We start from the raw sequence: 14,181 nt of genomic DNA on the forward strand, positions 1-14,181 counted from the left end.
TGCTTAAGCCAAAACAATCCGACTAAGCTTGCCTCACGAGAAGGCCCGCGGAGGGCTGGGACGACCGATCGTAGAATCGGCGCCCGGCAGGGGACTTCGGAGGACCCTAGTTTGAGGACAAGTCTATGACTTTGGCATTGTGGCTGATCGTCGTGTGTGGCGGTCTGTCTATCGTTTATGGCGTCGTTACGACGCAAACCCTGCTGGCCGCCGATGCGGGCTCGGCCCGGATGCAGGAAATTTCAGCCGCCGTGCGCGAAGGCGCCTCGGCCTATCTCAAGCGGCAATATACCACCATCGCCATTGTGGGCGTGGTCATCCTGATCGCCGCGTTTTTCCTGCTGGGCATCTATGCCGCCATCGGCTTTTTGATCGGCTCGGTATTGTCCGGCGCGGCCGGTTTCATCGGCATGAACGTTTCCGTGCGGGCAAACGTACGCGTGGCCCAGGCGGCGACCACCTCGCTGGCCAAGGGGCTCGACCTGGCCTTCAAATCCGGCGCCGTTACCGGCATGCTGGTCGCGGGGCTCGGCCTTCTGGGCGTCACGCTCTATTTCATCATCCTGACCGGCATGGGCTTTGCGCCCACCAGCCGCACCGTCATCGATTCGCTGGTGGCCCTGAGCTTCGGCGCTTCCCTGATCTCGATCTTCGCGCGTCTGGGCGGCGGCATCTTCACCAAGGGCGCCGACGTGGGCGGCGATATGGTGGGCAAGGTCGAAGCCGGTATTCCCGAAGACGATCCGCGCAACCCGGCCACCATCGCGGACAATGTCGGCGATAACGTTGGCGATTGCGCCGGCATGGCGGCCGACCTGTTCGAAACCTATGTGGTGACCATCGTGGCCACCATGGTGCTGGCCGCCATCGTGCTGCCCGATGCCTATAAGCTGGCCGGCATGGTGCTGCCTTTGGCCATTGGCGGCGCCTGCGTCGTCACCTCGATCATCGGCACCTATTTCGTCAAGCTGGGTGCCTCCAACAATATCATGGGCGCGCTCTACAAGGGCATCATCGCCACCGGCGTGCTGTCGCTGATCGTGCTGCTGCCGGTGCTGTATTTCGTCTTCGGCGATCTCAATGCCGCCCTCGGCACCGCCGAAAAAGCCTTCACGCCCTGGAGCCTGTTCTGGTGCGGCGTGACGGGCCTGGCCATTACCGGGCTGATCATCGTCATCACCGAATATTACACCGGCACCAATCGGCGCCCGGTCAATTCCATCGCCGAAGCCTCGGTTACCGGCCATGGCACCAACGTGATCCAGGGCCTCGCCGTGTCGCTGGAGTCCACGGCGCTGCCGGCTTTGGTCATCATCGCCGGCATCATCGTCACCTATAATCTGGCGGGCTTGTTCGGCATCGCCTTCGCGGTTGCCACCATGCTGGCTTTGGCCGGTATCGTCGTGGCGCTCGACGCCTTTGGCCCCGTCACCGACAATGCCGGCGGCATCGCCGAAATGGCCGGTCTCGACAAGGAAGTGCGCCACAATACCGACGCGCTCGACGCCGTGGGCAATACCACCAAGGCCGTCACCAAGGGCTATGCCATCGGCTCGGCGGGCCTGGGCGCCCTGGTGCTGTTCGCCGCCTATACGCAGGATCTGCAATACTTCGTCGCCAATGCGGTCGAGGGCAGCTTCTTTTACGGCATGGCGGCGGTGAATTTCTCGCTGGCCAATCCTTACGTCGTCGTCGGCCTCCTCTTCGGTGGTCTCCTGCCGTTCCTGTTCAGCGGCATGGCGATGACGGCGGTGGGTCGCGCCGCCCAATCGGTGGTGGTCGAGGTTCGCCGCCAGTTCAAGGCCGATCCAGGCATCATGAAGGGCACGTCCAAGCCCGATTATGCCAAGGCCGTGGACATGCTGACCAAGGCGGCGATCAAGGAAATGATCGTGCCGTCCCTGCTGCCGGTGCTGTCGCCAATCGTGGTGTTCTTCGCCATCTTCTGGATCGCCGGCCGCGCCGAAGGCTTTGCGGCCTTGGGCGCCATGCTGATGGGCGTCATCGTCACCGGCCTCTTCGTCGCGATCTCCATGACCGCCGGCGGCGGCGCCTGGGATAACGCCAAGAAAAGCTTCGAAGACGGTTTCACCGACAGCCACGGCGTCGTCCACCACAAGGGCGGCGAGGCGCATAAGGCCAGCGTGACGGGCGATACCGTCGGCGACCCCTACAAGGACACGGCCGGCCCGGCTGTGAACCCGATGATCAAGATTACGAACATCGTGGCGCTGTTGCTGTTGGCAGTGCTGGCGCATCTGGGCTGACCAGACGTTGTCTGGACTGGAATTAAGAAGGCCCGGAGGAAACTCCGGGCCTTCTGTGACTTCGGCTAATCGCCCTTGGTATTCGTGCGAACACTCAGCTTCCAGCGGATGGCTCCTTGCTGGGAGGAATGCTGGTGGTGGTTCTGCGGTGGGAAGCGATCAGGATCGTTGCAGGTCACTTCCTTTCCACAACCCACGCAGCGATAGATGCCGGATACGGGCACTCCGTCGCTTGGGCTGTAGACATTCTTCCACCAGTCACCAGTTCCGTCGCTGACCGTCAGCGTGGATGCGTTAGTGTACCAAGCCATGTTGGCTCCTTGATCAAGGTTCCCATGGGGATCATCCCGCACGGGTTGTGATGCCGAACCTTGACGTGGAGGCCAGACGATGATTCCATCATACTGGTTGTAACAGACCACGTGCCCCGCGGTTCGAACACCGAATTTCCGGGGCTTGGGCCGTCCGTTGTTGGTAGCTTCGGACGGTCCAATCCATTTGCGCGCATGGCGCTAAAACGCTTACTTGATGTGATACCATTCAGACGGCTGTTCGACCGTTCTAACGCCAAGCCCGCCAATTAGGTGTGACGTGTGCAGAGAAATCTGCCATCTTGCTGGCGAAGGTGCGTCAAACGTTAGTAGTCGGCCACGTGCCTTGTTGCGGCTGAGAAAAGTACGAAGGCTGATGGTGTTGATTTCATGGCCTGCCGTTTCCAGTTGCCGTTGGATTTCTGCGCTTGTCAGTCCCCCTGAGGTCTTTGCCAAAAGCGGGACCAAGTTGTCCCAAAAGAATTCGTCGTTGAGAGGGACACTGCGGTCATACTGGCGCAACTCGTCTTCTATCTGGCGAAGCTCGTCACGCAGCGCCTCAACCGCGGCCTTTAGGCGATCTTGGCTTTTCAGGAGTTGTGTTTTGGATCTCATTACAAGGACATTACAGGGTGCCATAAGACCTAGCAATATGGCCGCCTTATTTGCACGGAGATCGTTTTTCTACAACAAAAACAAAAACTTACTAAAAATATTATCGAGCAAATATTAGATCAAGGCAGCGGGTGTAACGAAAAAATGGTTTTTCGTTACACCCGCTGCCTTGCTTTGTAAATACAGTTACTTACCGATGGAATTGTTTTCTAACAGGCAGATTTGTTGCCGGGCCAAGTATTTGCAGTCGCCAGGCGAGCACGTAATTCATCTTACTCCTATTCCGCTGCCCCTCCGCTAGGCATGATCATGACGAGCGATGAGCGGATTGTCGGGAAGTGGATTAGGCTCTGAGGTCGTAAGAGAAATCTTCAATGCCGCCCCACCCACGGTGTCGCCCCGGCGAAGGCAGGGGCCTATCTCGAGATCAGTCCGCATCCCGCCAGATCGCTGTTCGGCTACCTTGCGGACGGGAGTATCTTGAGATGGGTCCCCGCCTGCGCGGGGATGACATCGCGTGTGTGGGAGCGCGGTGCGTAACCGCAAGTTGCGAATGGTGTCGACCAAGGCCTCAGTCGACACCTCCCCCTCTCAGGGGGAGGATCAAGGTGGGGGTGCTATTCTGCGAAATTTGGGCGCTGGTACCCCCACCCGGCCTCCCCCTGGAAGGGGGAGAAGCAGGTCTGTGGCCTGGGCGATGGCGGTGCCCCTCATCCATCTTATCCCCGCCCCCTCTACCCCGCGTAAACTCCTCCCATCGCCCCGCCAGAGCGCGATCATGACGAGTGATGAGCGGGGAGACGGCCGGGGAGGTGGAGTCGTCCATCTTGCGCGGGGGAAATTCGGCTTGCGCGGTTGCAATAATACCGCGTCTTGAACCGGACCCGCGACAAATCCCGGCGTGGTGGCGAGACCTCGGCCTCACTCTTCATCTACCTTACGAGGCCGCGGTCTCGCCATCACCGCTCATTTGATCCGCCGGCCCCAGCCGCGCGGCGTTTGTGCACGCCCCACGTCAGCCCCCGCCCTGATGGGCCAGCATGCCGGTCGCGAAATCGCGCACCGTGGTCCAGGCGATGGAGGGAAACCGCGCATTGTCCACGGGGTCCAGCTTGGCTTTGCCGCTCATCATGTTGCGGATGTATTGCATCTGCTGCCAGCGCGGAAATTCCTCGTTTTCCCCACCGGGATCGGCGGCGCGGGTTTTGTCGATGGCCTGGCTGAGTTCGGCAATGCTGCCGGCGCGCACCAGGTCAAACTCTGTGCCGGTGAGCTCGCCGCCCAGCGCTGCCAATCCCGCAGCGCTGATCTGGTCGCCGGCGACCCGCACGTAACGCGGCGCTTGCGGATCGAGCGCCGCCAGCGCGGTGACGGCAGCGGTGTCGTCCATCGTGGTCAGGTCGAGCAATTGATCGGCATCGCCCCAATAGCTGACGCTGTGCTTGCGCAGATCGAACAGCGGCATGCCATAGGCCAGAAGGTCCATGAACATGCCATTGAGCACCGAGACCGCCTCGATCGGGGCGGCATCCAGCACCGTGCCGAACTCCCGCCGCATGTCGAAATTGCGGTTGGGCTCGTCTGCCGTCTTGGTGAAATCGGCGGCATAGTCCGAGGGAATGAAGCGCTTGACCCCCACGGCGACCGCGGCATTCAGCAGGTCGGTCTGCGTATCGACGATGACATCGCGGAGGCCCTGCAGTGCCGAGATCACTCCGTCAGCGCCCTTGAGCGCCGCCCGCAATTGCTCGGGATTGGCCAAGTCTACCTTGACCACGGTGCAGCCACTCTCGATCAGGGCGGCCAGCTTGTCTTCCCCGGTTTGCGGCCGCACCAGTGCCCAGACTTCAGCATCCTGGTGCCGCAGGGCCTTGGCGATGCGGAGGCCGAGATTGCCGGTCGCGCCGGCCAGGGCGATTGTCGATGTCATGGGAAATCCTCACCTGTGTGGGCAAGCAACGCGGGTTGTGGCGGCGGGTTGCGTCGAGCCTGTTCGGCCATGCCACTGCGCAGTGCACTTATCCACGAGGTCAGGGCGATACGCTATCATGGCGTCGTTTCCTGCCGTGGCTTGGAATAGGGACAGGTTATGGAGTGGCGCAGCGGGCCCGTTGCCTTTGCTTCAAGGCCAATCGGCCCCGGCGAACATTGCCGGCACGGGCAGGCCATTAATATGGGAATAATCTGCCTCGACACCCTTGTATTAGCGATAATATGCCGTAAAACTTCCGCCACCGCCATTAGGGCACAGGGAGAAGACCATGGGTGCGTTTCAGACGCTCGGGCATATCAATTTCAAGACGCGGGACCTCAAGGCCTCGATCGCGTTCTACGAGACGCTGGGCTTCAAGCTCTTTCTCGAGCTGACCGACGAGGACCACAAGCCGTGGATCGTCTACCTCAAGTTCGACGACAATCTTTATCTGGAGCTGACCGGCGGCGGCGTCGCGCGGTCGCCCGGCCCGGAGCCGACCGGCTTCAATCACCTCTGCATCACCGTCGATGACATGGACGCGGCGCTCCGCGAGCTGGACGCAGCCGGCATCGCGTTGATGAACCCGTTCGTCGACAAGAAGGGCCTCGACAACAATCGCGGCGCCTGGGTGGAAGATCCCGATGGCAACCGCATCGAGCTGATGGAAATGGCGCCCGATTGCGTGCAGTACGATGCCATCAAGGCGTTCAATGCCGGCAAGGGCGTCACCAGCCTCATGCGCCCCGTAAACCCGCGCAAGTAATCCCCGGCGTTTCATCGCATGCTATCAGGGGCGGGATCGGCAACGGTCCCGCCCTTCGCGTTTGCGGCAGAAATCCAGCGTGGGTGTCGAAATGGGCCCGGGTCGCGCGACATTGTCATAACCGCGGCATGGAGATGACAATGTCCGATTACCAGCTCAAGACCTTGCAGGCCGGCATCCTTTTGGGGGAGTCGCCACGCTGGCACGATGGCCGTATCTGGTTTGCCGATTGGGTGGCCGAAACGCTCTATGCGGTGACCGAGGACGGCCACAGCACTGCGGTCGCCAAGGTTGCGTCACTGCCATTCTCGATCGACTGGCTGCCCGATGGCCGATGCCTCGTGGTCAATGCGCGCGCCAAGGCGCTGCAGGTTCTGGCCGAGGATGGCTCGCTGTCCCTGTTCGCCGCCCTGGACCACGCCTGCAACGAAATCGTGGTGGACGGGCGAGGCAATAGCTATCTCAACTGCGTCAATTTCGAATTCCCCGGCGGCCAATTCCGGCCGGGCTTCATTCTCCTGGTCACGCCGGATGGCAGGGTCCAGCGTCAGCCTGGCGAGCTGGCCTTTCCCAATGGCATGGCGATCACGCCGGATGGCAGGACGCTGATCTGCGCGGAATCGTTCAACGGCAACCTCACGGCCTTCGATATTGCCGATGATGGCAGCCTTTCCAACCAGCGGGTCTGGGCCAAGCTCGATGGACAGGGTGCCGACGGCATCTGCATGGATGCGGAGGGCGCCGTCTGGGCCGGTTCAGGCCAGCGGTGCGTGCGGGTGGCCGAAGGGGGCAGGGTGCTCGAAGAGGTGCCGCTCGACCTGATGGCCTTTGCGTGCATGCTGGGCGGTGCCGACGGGCGCACGCTGTTTATCACCGCCAACGAATGGACAGGCCAAATCAATACCGATCACCCGACGGGCAAGCTCTATAGCACCAGCGTGGCCGTGCCCCATGCGGGCTTTCCGAAAAGCCGGTAGCCCCTAGCACACTGTGGATCAGCGCCGAGGCATGGGCTTGCGCATATTGGTCCAATACAGCGCGACCAGCCCGACGATCAGCAGAACGATGCCGATATAAAGCCATTGGCTTTGGCCCGACATCACGCTGCCCGCCAGCACATTGGCGCCCTGCAGCGTCCATAATGCACCCACCAACAGCAGGACCACGCCGACGATATTGCCGAGAATTTTCATGACCGTCTCCTATCGGAGCGACGATGCGCCCGGCACGGGATAAGCGGCAAATCACGTTTGCATTTCGTCTCGAAGCCGGTAAAACGGCGCTGTCGAAAAAGGTTCAGTCGGTGCGGTTAGCCCGACCCCGTGTAGGCGGGTCCTGTCCTTCGCCCAGGCGATGAGTCCCAAGACCTTTGACGCTGACGCAATAATGCGTCCGCGAGCACAAGGACTTGGATATGCAAAACCAGATTTCCGTCATTACGCTGGGCGTTGTCGATCTTGAACGGTCGCGGCGCTTTTATACGCAGGGCTTTGGCTGGCAGCCGGTGTTCGAAAATGCCGAAATCGCCTTTTACCAGATGAACGGCTTCGTGCTGGGCACCTTCCAGCAGGCGTCGCTGGAAGCGGACATGAACCGGAGCGGCCTCGTGCGACCCGGCGCGTTTTCATTGGCGCATAACGTGCCCACGCAGGAACAGGTGCAGATCGTGCTCGATCAACTGGCCAGCGCCGGCGGCCGCATTTTGCGCAATGGCGATGCGCCGCCGCATGGCGGGTTTCGTGGCTATGTGGCCGATCCCGACGATCATGCCTGGGAGATCGCCTGGAACCCATCCTGGCCGATCGACGCCGATGGGCACGTGACCTTCGGGCTTTAAGCAAGAATTGGTTGCGGCCGCTTGGCGGTCGCAACCATTACATCCGCGCCAATTGCTCGAAGGCGCTGGGGCCGGCTGGCGGATGGGTAATGGCTTCGGCAATGGCGGCCGCGCAGTGTTCAGGACTGGTCGTGGCGGTGTCGACCGTCAAATCGTAAATCCCCGGCACATGCACCGCCTCCTGCCAGCGCAGCACCGGGGGCGGCGGCGTTTCGCCAGTAGCATAAAGGCCGTTCTGCGGATTGGCGTTGCGGCGGGCCATGATGACATCGAGGGGGCAAAATACGCCCACGAACAGCACATTCAGTCCGGCCAGCCGCCGGGCGCAATCGGGCAGGATGCGGAGGGGACGGGAATAATCGTCGTGATGGCCAAAATCGGCGACGACATTCAGCCCCAGTCGGGCATGAGCCGCGATGCTGTCATAGAGCGCCGCATACAGAATCGGAACGAAAGCCTCGAGGTCCGGCCGTTCGCCACCCGGTCGCAAGCCGATGCCGGGCATCAATTGCGGCGGTGTCGCCTTGGCATAGGTGTCGACGCCCAGATTGATCCAGGTGCCGTTCAGGCTGGCCTGGATGGCGGCGGCGATCGAAGATTTCCCCGCCCTCGGCGCACCGTTTAGAATGACGATCTGGCCGGAACTGATCATTTCTGTCGCGGCCCCGGAATGTCCTGACCGTTTTGATGCAGGACCACGCTGGTGGCCTTGCCATCCGGCCCCATGGTGAAGCTCAATTGCGCGTCGACAACCTTGTAGAAAAAATTATGGTCGCCTTCGAAGAACACCTGGTTTTTGGGCTGATTCGTGGCCTGCACGAACAGGCTGCCATTTTCACCAGTGACGGCGAGGACGAAGTCCGGACTCAGCGCGTAATCGCCGACATAATTGTCGAGCGAGGCGGGGTCAAGATCGACGGCGAGACGAAGTTTGGGCTGCGCCGCAAGCGGCAGGTCGGCATTGATCATGTACATGCCGATATCATCGACGCCCCTGTCGGTTGCGGTGTTGGACAGTACCACCACGCTGGATTTGCTGGCCCTATCAAAGCCGATAAAGCTGCGGAAGCCGCCAGTGCCGCCGTTGTGCCAGACGATTTGGTGGCCGTCGTGGTCGCGGATCAGCCAGCCCAGGCCGATTGTCGCGCCTGTGTCCACCGGGCGGGTTTGAGCCAGCATCAGCGCGAAGGCGGCGTCCAGTGGCGTGGGGACCGTTCCGCTGGCGGCGGCGACAAATTTGGCCATGTCGGCAGCGCTGGACCGATAAGCGCCGGCCGGTGCAAAGACATCGAAATCCCAATGCGAGGTGGCTTCCAGTTGCCTGTCGTGGCCGGTGGCGAAGCGAGTTGTCTGTTCCGGCGTGAGAGTCATCGTCGTATCGGTCATGCCCAGCGGCTCGAGAATGCGGGTGCGCACCAGGCTGGCGTAGTCTATGCCGGACGTGGTGACGATCGCCTGACCGAGCAGCGCGGTGCCGAGATTGGAATATTCGAACTGGGTGCCGATATCGCGCGGCAGCGCGTAACCGGCAAGGAAGCTGTAGAGCTGGTCGGCACCGTAATCGGGATAGGGATTGGCCTGATCGGCAGGCGAAAAATTGGTCGGCATGCGCGGCAGGCCGGAGCTGTGGGTCGCCAGATCGAACAGGGTGATCTGCTTGCCGCCACGCTCCGGGATGACCGTGTCCGCGGGCAGATAGTCGACCACCGGGTCGTCAAGCGTCATGCCGCCGCGCAGCACCATATCGGCCAGCAGTAGATTGGTGAAAATTTTGGTGATCGAGCCGATTTCGAATAGCGTGTGTTCATCGACCGGCGCCTTGCCCGCCGCGAGGCTGCCATGCGCGACAAAGCGGGGGAGGCTGCCTTCGACCAGGCTTGTCGCCATGCCGACGCCTTGCTGGTCGCGGTCGATCCGGTCGGCCAGAATTTGCATGATTGCGGCATTATCGGGCATGGCTTGATCCTCCGGCGCTTGCGCCATGGCAAGATAGGGGACCAACAGCAAGCCGATTACCGCAGCAATGCTGGTTTTCATGATGGGCTCCCAAGGCATGGCGTTGTGCACACAATGCCTCAGGTCTACGACGGGTTCGAAGCCCTACTTGGCCTTGTTGGCCATTTCGATCGATTCGAGGATCACCTTCTTGGCGTCCTCATAGCCCCCGACATGGGAAATCTTGGCCCACTTGCCGGGCTCCAGATCCTTGTAATGGGTGAAGAAGTGCTTCACCCGCTCGACCTGGATGGCCTGCATGTCGCCCAGATCCTTGATGTGGTCATACATGGCGGTGAGCTTGGAGACCGGCACGGCGAGGATTTTTTCATCCTGCCCGCCATCGTCTTCCATGAACAGCACGCCGAAGGGACGGCAGCGCACCACGGCACCGGGGACCAGTGGCCGCGAATTCATCACGATGACGTCGAGCGGATCACCGTCGCCGCACAGCGTGTGGGGCACGAAGCCGTAATTGCCGGGGTAACGCATCGGCGTATAGAGGAAACGGTCGACGAACAGCGCGCCAGAGGCTTTGTCGATCTCGTACTTGATCGGCTCGCCACCCATCGGCACTTCGATGATGACGTTGAGGTCGTCGGGCGGGTTCTTGCCGGTCGGAATGGCGTCGATGTTCATGATCTGTCAGGTCTCGTTCATGCGGAGGGCGGCAGTCTGGCGGCGTTCTGCCTAGGGTGCGCCCCAAAAGCAAGCCATATTGCCCACGATACCGATATGCGCGTGAGGAGACGAGACTATGACGAAGACTTTTTGGTGGCTTCCCATGCTGGCTCTGGCCGGCGCGTTCGGCGTGGCACAACCTGCCTTCGCCGGCTTCAACAGCGCCTATACGGATATCAATCTGGATCAATGCCTCGTGCTCGACGCCGACGATTTCGGGGCCAGCTGGGCCTGCCCCGGCTACAAGGGTTATCCGCTGCAAGTGACGGAAGGCGATCTGCGCTTCGCGCTCAACTATGGCTTCAACATCCAGAAGGAGCCGGGCTTCGGGCAGTCGATGGGGCCGTTCAATCACCTGGGGCCGAAGCTGGAATGGCGGCTCAGCAATGAATCGGGCGGCTGGCTGCCGGTGGCGACCATCGTGCGCTATTTTACCCAGAACCAGGAAACCTACAAAGAAACCAACGAGGTGCTGGTGGTGACCCAATTGCTCGAGGGCCAGACCTGCCACATCGCCTATATCGATGCGCTGGCCAATCCCAATGCCAACGAGCTGGCGCGGCAGGCCGCCGACAAGGCCGGCAAGTTCGACTGCGTCAATGACAAGGTGGACATCATCGGCAAGTTCACCGCCTGGGAAGTACGGGATTGAGCCGAGCGCGGCTGGCTCAGGCCTTGCGGCCCTTGCCGATCTGGTTGCGCAGCACGGTGCGGTCGCGCGCCGAAACGCCGATCAGTTCGGCAATGCGCCAGACCATGTTGTCCTCGAGTTCGTGATTGTCCTTGTCGGCAAACACCACGGTCCACATCATGGCGATGATCTCGATGCGGTCCGCGTTGTCCAGCGAAGACAGGGTCGAGGTGAATTTGTAGAAATCCACCGATTCGGCGTCGCGCAAGGAAGCTTCCTTGACCAGCCGGTCGACCGCGGCTTCGTCGAGATCGTAATGATCCTGCAGCGCGCCCTTGATGGCCTTGCGTTCCTCGTCCTTGACCTGCCCATCGACAGCCGCCAGATGCACCAGCAGTGCCGCCACGGCCAGCTTTGGGTCGTGGACGGAGAGCGCGTCATCCGGCTTTTGGAACAGACGGGTAATGGCCTCGAACACGGCAAAAGCCTCCTTGAGGAGCGCGAAACGACAGAAGATGGAGCACGCCGGGAGGCAGGCCAAAGCACGATAGACAGCGTCCCGGATTCTCTCAAGAACACGTCCTCGGCATTGCGCGGTCTTGTGCACGGCTGATGCCGGGCCGCCACACTTGAACGTGCTGAAAAGAGTCAGCTTGACTCTTGAGCTGACTCCAGTGTTCACTGTTTGTTCTTAACGAGCAACAGAAAGGTTGGCTCCATGAGCGGCCTTGCAAAACAGGAACGGCTGGCGGCGCTGCGCGCCAGCATCGCCAATATCGAGCGCCGGCCGGTGCTGAGCGATCCGGTCAGCACGCAAGCCCATGCGCCCGATCAGTTCATCGTGCCGGCGCCCGGCCTGGTGCAGGAAGTGTTTGCCGATGAGCGGCGCAACACTGCGGCGCTGCTGGGGTTTGCCCTGGGGCAGGCGCGCAGCCTGCTGACGCCCGTGCGTCGCGCGGTGATCTATCTGCAGATGCTGGCCGAGGCCCAGGAAATGGGCCTGCCCTATGGGCCGGGGCTGGCCACCTTCGGGTTCGATCCCGATGCGCTGGTGTTGATCCGGCCGGCCAATATCGTCGAGCTGCTGTGGGCGGTCGAGGAGGCTTTGGCCTGTGGGGCGGTGGCGGCGGTGATCGCCGATATTGCGGGCCATCCCAAAGTGCTCGATTTCACCGCCAGCCGCCGCCTTAGCCTGCGCGCCGATGCCGGCGGCACGTCACTGTTCCTGCTGCGCTATGGCGCCTGGCGCGAGGCCAGCGCAGCCCAGTTGCGCTGGCACCTGGTGCCCGCCTTGAGCGCTACCACGCAATTCGATGCCCGCGCGCCGGGCGAAACGCGATGGCGAGCCCGGCTGGAACGGGGCGTTATCGGCGACAGGCAAAACCAGGAATGGCTGCTGGAGTGGACGGAAAATGGCTTTCACATCGTCGATGACAGGGAAAGACGTCCAGCCCAGCCTGTTGAGCGACCGTCGCTACCTGGCGATCTATTTGCCGACCTGGCCGACCGATTATCTGAAGCGGGCTGAGCCTAGCCTGACCGGTCCATTGGCGTTGTACGAGCGGATAAAAGGCGGGTTGCGGTTGGCGGCGGTGGATCGGCTGGCGGCGGCACAAATGCTTTATATTGGGCAGAACCTGGCTGATGCCCATGCCATGGTGCCGGATCTGACTGCGCGTGAAATCGATCTGCCGCTGCTGGAAGCGGCGTTCGGCATTTTTGCCGATTGGCACTCCAATGCCAGCCCGCTGGTGGCGGTGATGAACGACATGAATGCCTATGGGGATCTGGTGCTCGACATCACCGGAGTGTCCCACCTGTTCGGGAGCGAACTGGCCATGTTGCGCACGATGGTCCTGCGTTTGCGCCAATTGGGCTATGCGGCTGACGGTGCCGTGGCCTCCACCATCGGAGCCGCCTGGGCCGCCAGCCATTTCGCTCCTAACCGCGTGGTCGCGGCCGATCAGACGGGGAGCCTGCTCGATGGCCTCTCGGTCGCAGCCCTGCGTCTGCTGCCGATGCAGATAGCCGGGTTGACCCAGATGGGGCTCAAGCAGATCGGCCAGTTGCGTGGCCGCGACCGCAAGGGCCTGCAGGCGCGGTTCGGGGCCTCGCTGATCATGCGCATCGACCAAGCCTATGGCTATCTCGAAGAGCGCATGACCCCGCGCCTGCCGATTGCCGAGCGCTATGCCGAACGGAAATTTCCCGATCCGATCGGACTCATGGACGACGTGCTGATGACCACGCATGACCTGGGCATTCAGCTTGGGATAAGACTTGAAAGCGAGGGGCTTGGCGCGCAGGCGTTTCACCTGTTCCTTTATCGGGTTGATCACAAGGTCATGACCCTCTCGGTCAATGCCGGCAGTCCGACCCGCGAGCCTGGGCATATTGCGCGGCTGTTCGCAAATCGCGCGGAGCGCTTGCAGGGCGAATACGACGCCGGCTTCGGTATCGACATGATCCGTCTGGCGGCCAGCTCGGTGTCGCCGCTGGAAGCCAGCCAGCTGGGTGCATTTTCCCGACAGGATGGCACGGATCTGGGTCGTCTCTACGATCGCATGAGCAGTCGGCTGGGCATGTTTTCAGTGGTGCGCAGTGCATTCGTCGATACTCATATTCCCGAGCGTGCGGTGCGGCTTGAACCGGTGATTGCGCGGAGCGCCGATAATCCAGCTTCCATGCCCGATCCCGAACAGGAGCGCCCTTTACGGTTGCTGCCTATGCCGGAACCCATCGGCATTACCGCCGAAGTGCCTGACGGCCCGCCCATGGCAATGACCTGGCGACGGGTGAGCTACAGGTTTGTCAAAGCCGAGGGGCCAGAGCGGCTCAATGCCGAATGGTGGCGTAGTGGCCAGCGTCTCGTGCTGGTTCCTCCCGCCACGCCGCAAGAGCTGGAAGAACTCAAAAAACTGGGAAAGACGCCTCCCTACATACCGAACGTACCGCTGTTTTATACATGGAACGCCGTTCGCGATTATTATGTCGCGGAAGACGCGGGCGGTCGCCGCTTCTGGCTGTTCCGCTTGGGAATCTATGGTGTTGCGCCAAACCCAACCTGGTATCTGCACGGATTTTTCTCGTGAGCGAGGTTGTTCCG

15 protein-coding genes are annotated in these 14,181 nt (G+C 61.5%); 7 read left to right on the forward strand and 8 right to left on the reverse strand.

Annotated features, from left to right (window positions below; genetic code table 11):
* Positions 1-125: 125 nt before the first annotated feature.
* The gene (locus tag ABIB57_RS08560) at positions 126-2,267 is read left to right on the forward strand and encodes a sodium-translocating pyrophosphatase (RefSeq protein ID WP_354039991.1); all 2,142 of its coding nucleotides are present in this window, start codon (positions 126-128) and stop codon (positions 2,265-2,267) included.
* Positions 2,268-2,332: 65 nt separating this feature from the next.
* Here the strand turns inward: ABIB57_RS08560 and ABIB57_RS08565 are convergent, their stop codons facing one another.
* The 3 genes from ABIB57_RS08565 to ABIB57_RS08575 form a co-directional block, all read right to left on the reverse strand.
* Positions 2,333-2,578 (reverse strand): hypothetical protein, encoded by a 246-nt coding sequence (locus tag ABIB57_RS08565; protein ID WP_354039993.1) that lies wholly within the window; start codon positions 2,576-2,578, stop codon positions 2,333-2,335.
* A 210-nt stretch (positions 2,579-2,788) separates the two neighbouring features.
* Positions 2,789-3,193, reverse strand: coding sequence for a hypothetical protein (locus ABIB57_RS08570; protein WP_354039995.1), 405 nt, complete (start codon positions 3,191-3,193; stop codon positions 2,789-2,791).
* Positions 3,194-4,208: 1,015 nt separating this feature from the next.
* Positions 4,209-5,123 carry an NmrA family NAD(P)-binding protein gene (locus ABIB57_RS08575; protein ID WP_354039997.1) on the reverse strand — a complete coding sequence of 305 codons (915 nt, stop codon included), beginning with the start codon at positions 5,121-5,123 and terminating at the stop codon, positions 4,209-4,211.
* Between the two features lie 331 nt (positions 5,124-5,454).
* On the opposite strand from ABIB57_RS08575, the gene ABIB57_RS08580 reads away from it, so the two are divergent.
* Together ABIB57_RS08580 and ABIB57_RS08585 are read left to right on the forward strand one after the other, a co-directional pair.
* Entirely contained in the window at positions 5,455-5,931 is a 477-nt protein-coding gene (locus ABIB57_RS08580; protein ID WP_354039999.1) for a VOC family protein, read from the forward strand.
* A 140-nt stretch (positions 5,932-6,071) separates the two neighbouring features.
* Positions 6,072-6,908, forward strand: coding sequence for an SMP-30/gluconolactonase/LRE family protein (locus ABIB57_RS08585; RefSeq protein ID WP_354040001.1), 837 nt, complete (start codon positions 6,072-6,074; stop codon positions 6,906-6,908).
* 18 nt (positions 6,909-6,926) lie between these two features.
* On the opposite strand, the gene ABIB57_RS08590 is transcribed toward ABIB57_RS08585, so the two are convergent.
* The gene (locus tag ABIB57_RS08590) at positions 6,927-7,124 is read right to left on the reverse strand and encodes a hypothetical protein (RefSeq protein ID WP_354040003.1); all 198 of its coding nucleotides are present in this window, start codon (positions 7,122-7,124) and stop codon (positions 6,927-6,929) included.
* A 221-nt stretch (positions 7,125-7,345) separates the two neighbouring features.
* Between ABIB57_RS08590 and ABIB57_RS08595 the strand changes: the two genes are divergently transcribed.
* Entirely contained in the window at positions 7,346-7,768 is a 423-nt protein-coding gene (locus ABIB57_RS08595) for a VOC family protein (protein WP_354040004.1), read from the forward strand.
* A gap of 37 nt (positions 7,769-7,805) precedes the next feature.
* On the opposite strand, the gene ABIB57_RS08600 is transcribed toward ABIB57_RS08595, so the two are convergent.
* The 3 genes from ABIB57_RS08600 to ppa all read right to left on the reverse strand — a co-directional run bounded on the left by ABIB57_RS08600 (position 7,806) and on the right by ppa (position 10,402).
* Positions 7,806-8,420, reverse strand: coding sequence for a chloramphenicol phosphotransferase CPT family protein (locus tag ABIB57_RS08600; protein ID WP_354040006.1), 615 nt, complete (start codon positions 8,418-8,420; stop codon positions 7,806-7,808).
* Entirely contained in the window at positions 8,417-9,805 is a 1,389-nt protein-coding gene (locus ABIB57_RS08605) for a serine hydrolase (protein ID WP_354040008.1), read from the reverse strand. The genes ABIB57_RS08600 and ABIB57_RS08605 overlap by 4 nt, the downstream gene beginning before the upstream one ends.
* 63 nt (positions 9,806-9,868) lie before the next feature.
* Positions 9,869-10,402, reverse strand: coding sequence for an inorganic diphosphatase (gene ppa / locus ABIB57_RS08610; RefSeq protein ID WP_354040009.1), 534 nt, complete (start codon positions 10,400-10,402; stop codon positions 9,869-9,871).
* 118 nt (positions 10,403-10,520) lie between these two features.
* Here ppa and ABIB57_RS08615 point away from each other — a divergent pair, with 118 nt between their 5' ends.
* Positions 10,521-11,096 (forward strand): hypothetical protein, encoded by a 576-nt coding sequence (locus ABIB57_RS08615; RefSeq protein WP_354040011.1) that lies wholly within the window; start codon positions 10,521-10,523, stop codon positions 11,094-11,096.
* Between the two features lie 16 nt (positions 11,097-11,112).
* Here the strand turns inward: ABIB57_RS08615 and ABIB57_RS08620 are convergent, their stop codons facing one another.
* Positions 11,113-11,553, reverse strand: a complete 441-nt coding sequence (locus tag ABIB57_RS08620; protein ID WP_354040013.1) for a tellurite resistance TerB family protein — start codon at positions 11,551-11,553, stop codon at positions 11,113-11,115.
* A gap of 240 nt (positions 11,554-11,793) precedes the next feature.
* Here ABIB57_RS08620 and ABIB57_RS08625 point away from each other — a divergent pair, with 240 nt between their 5' ends.
* Positions 11,794-12,603, forward strand: a complete 810-nt coding sequence (locus ABIB57_RS08625) for an ImuA family protein (RefSeq protein ID WP_354040015.1) — start codon at positions 11,794-11,796, stop codon at positions 12,601-12,603.
* A complete protein-coding gene (locus ABIB57_RS08630; protein ID WP_354040017.1) occupies positions 12,488-14,167 on the forward strand; it encodes a Y-family DNA polymerase in 1,680 nt (559 codons plus the stop codon). The genes ABIB57_RS08625 and ABIB57_RS08630 overlap by 116 nt, the downstream gene beginning before the upstream one ends.
* The last annotated feature ends 14 nt before the right edge of the window (positions 14,168-14,181 follow it).

Origin of the sequence: Devosia sp. UYZn731, from assembly GCF_040546795.1 — a bacterium.
Classification (GTDB): Bacteria; Pseudomonadota; Alphaproteobacteria; order Rhizobiales; family Devosiaceae; genus Devosia.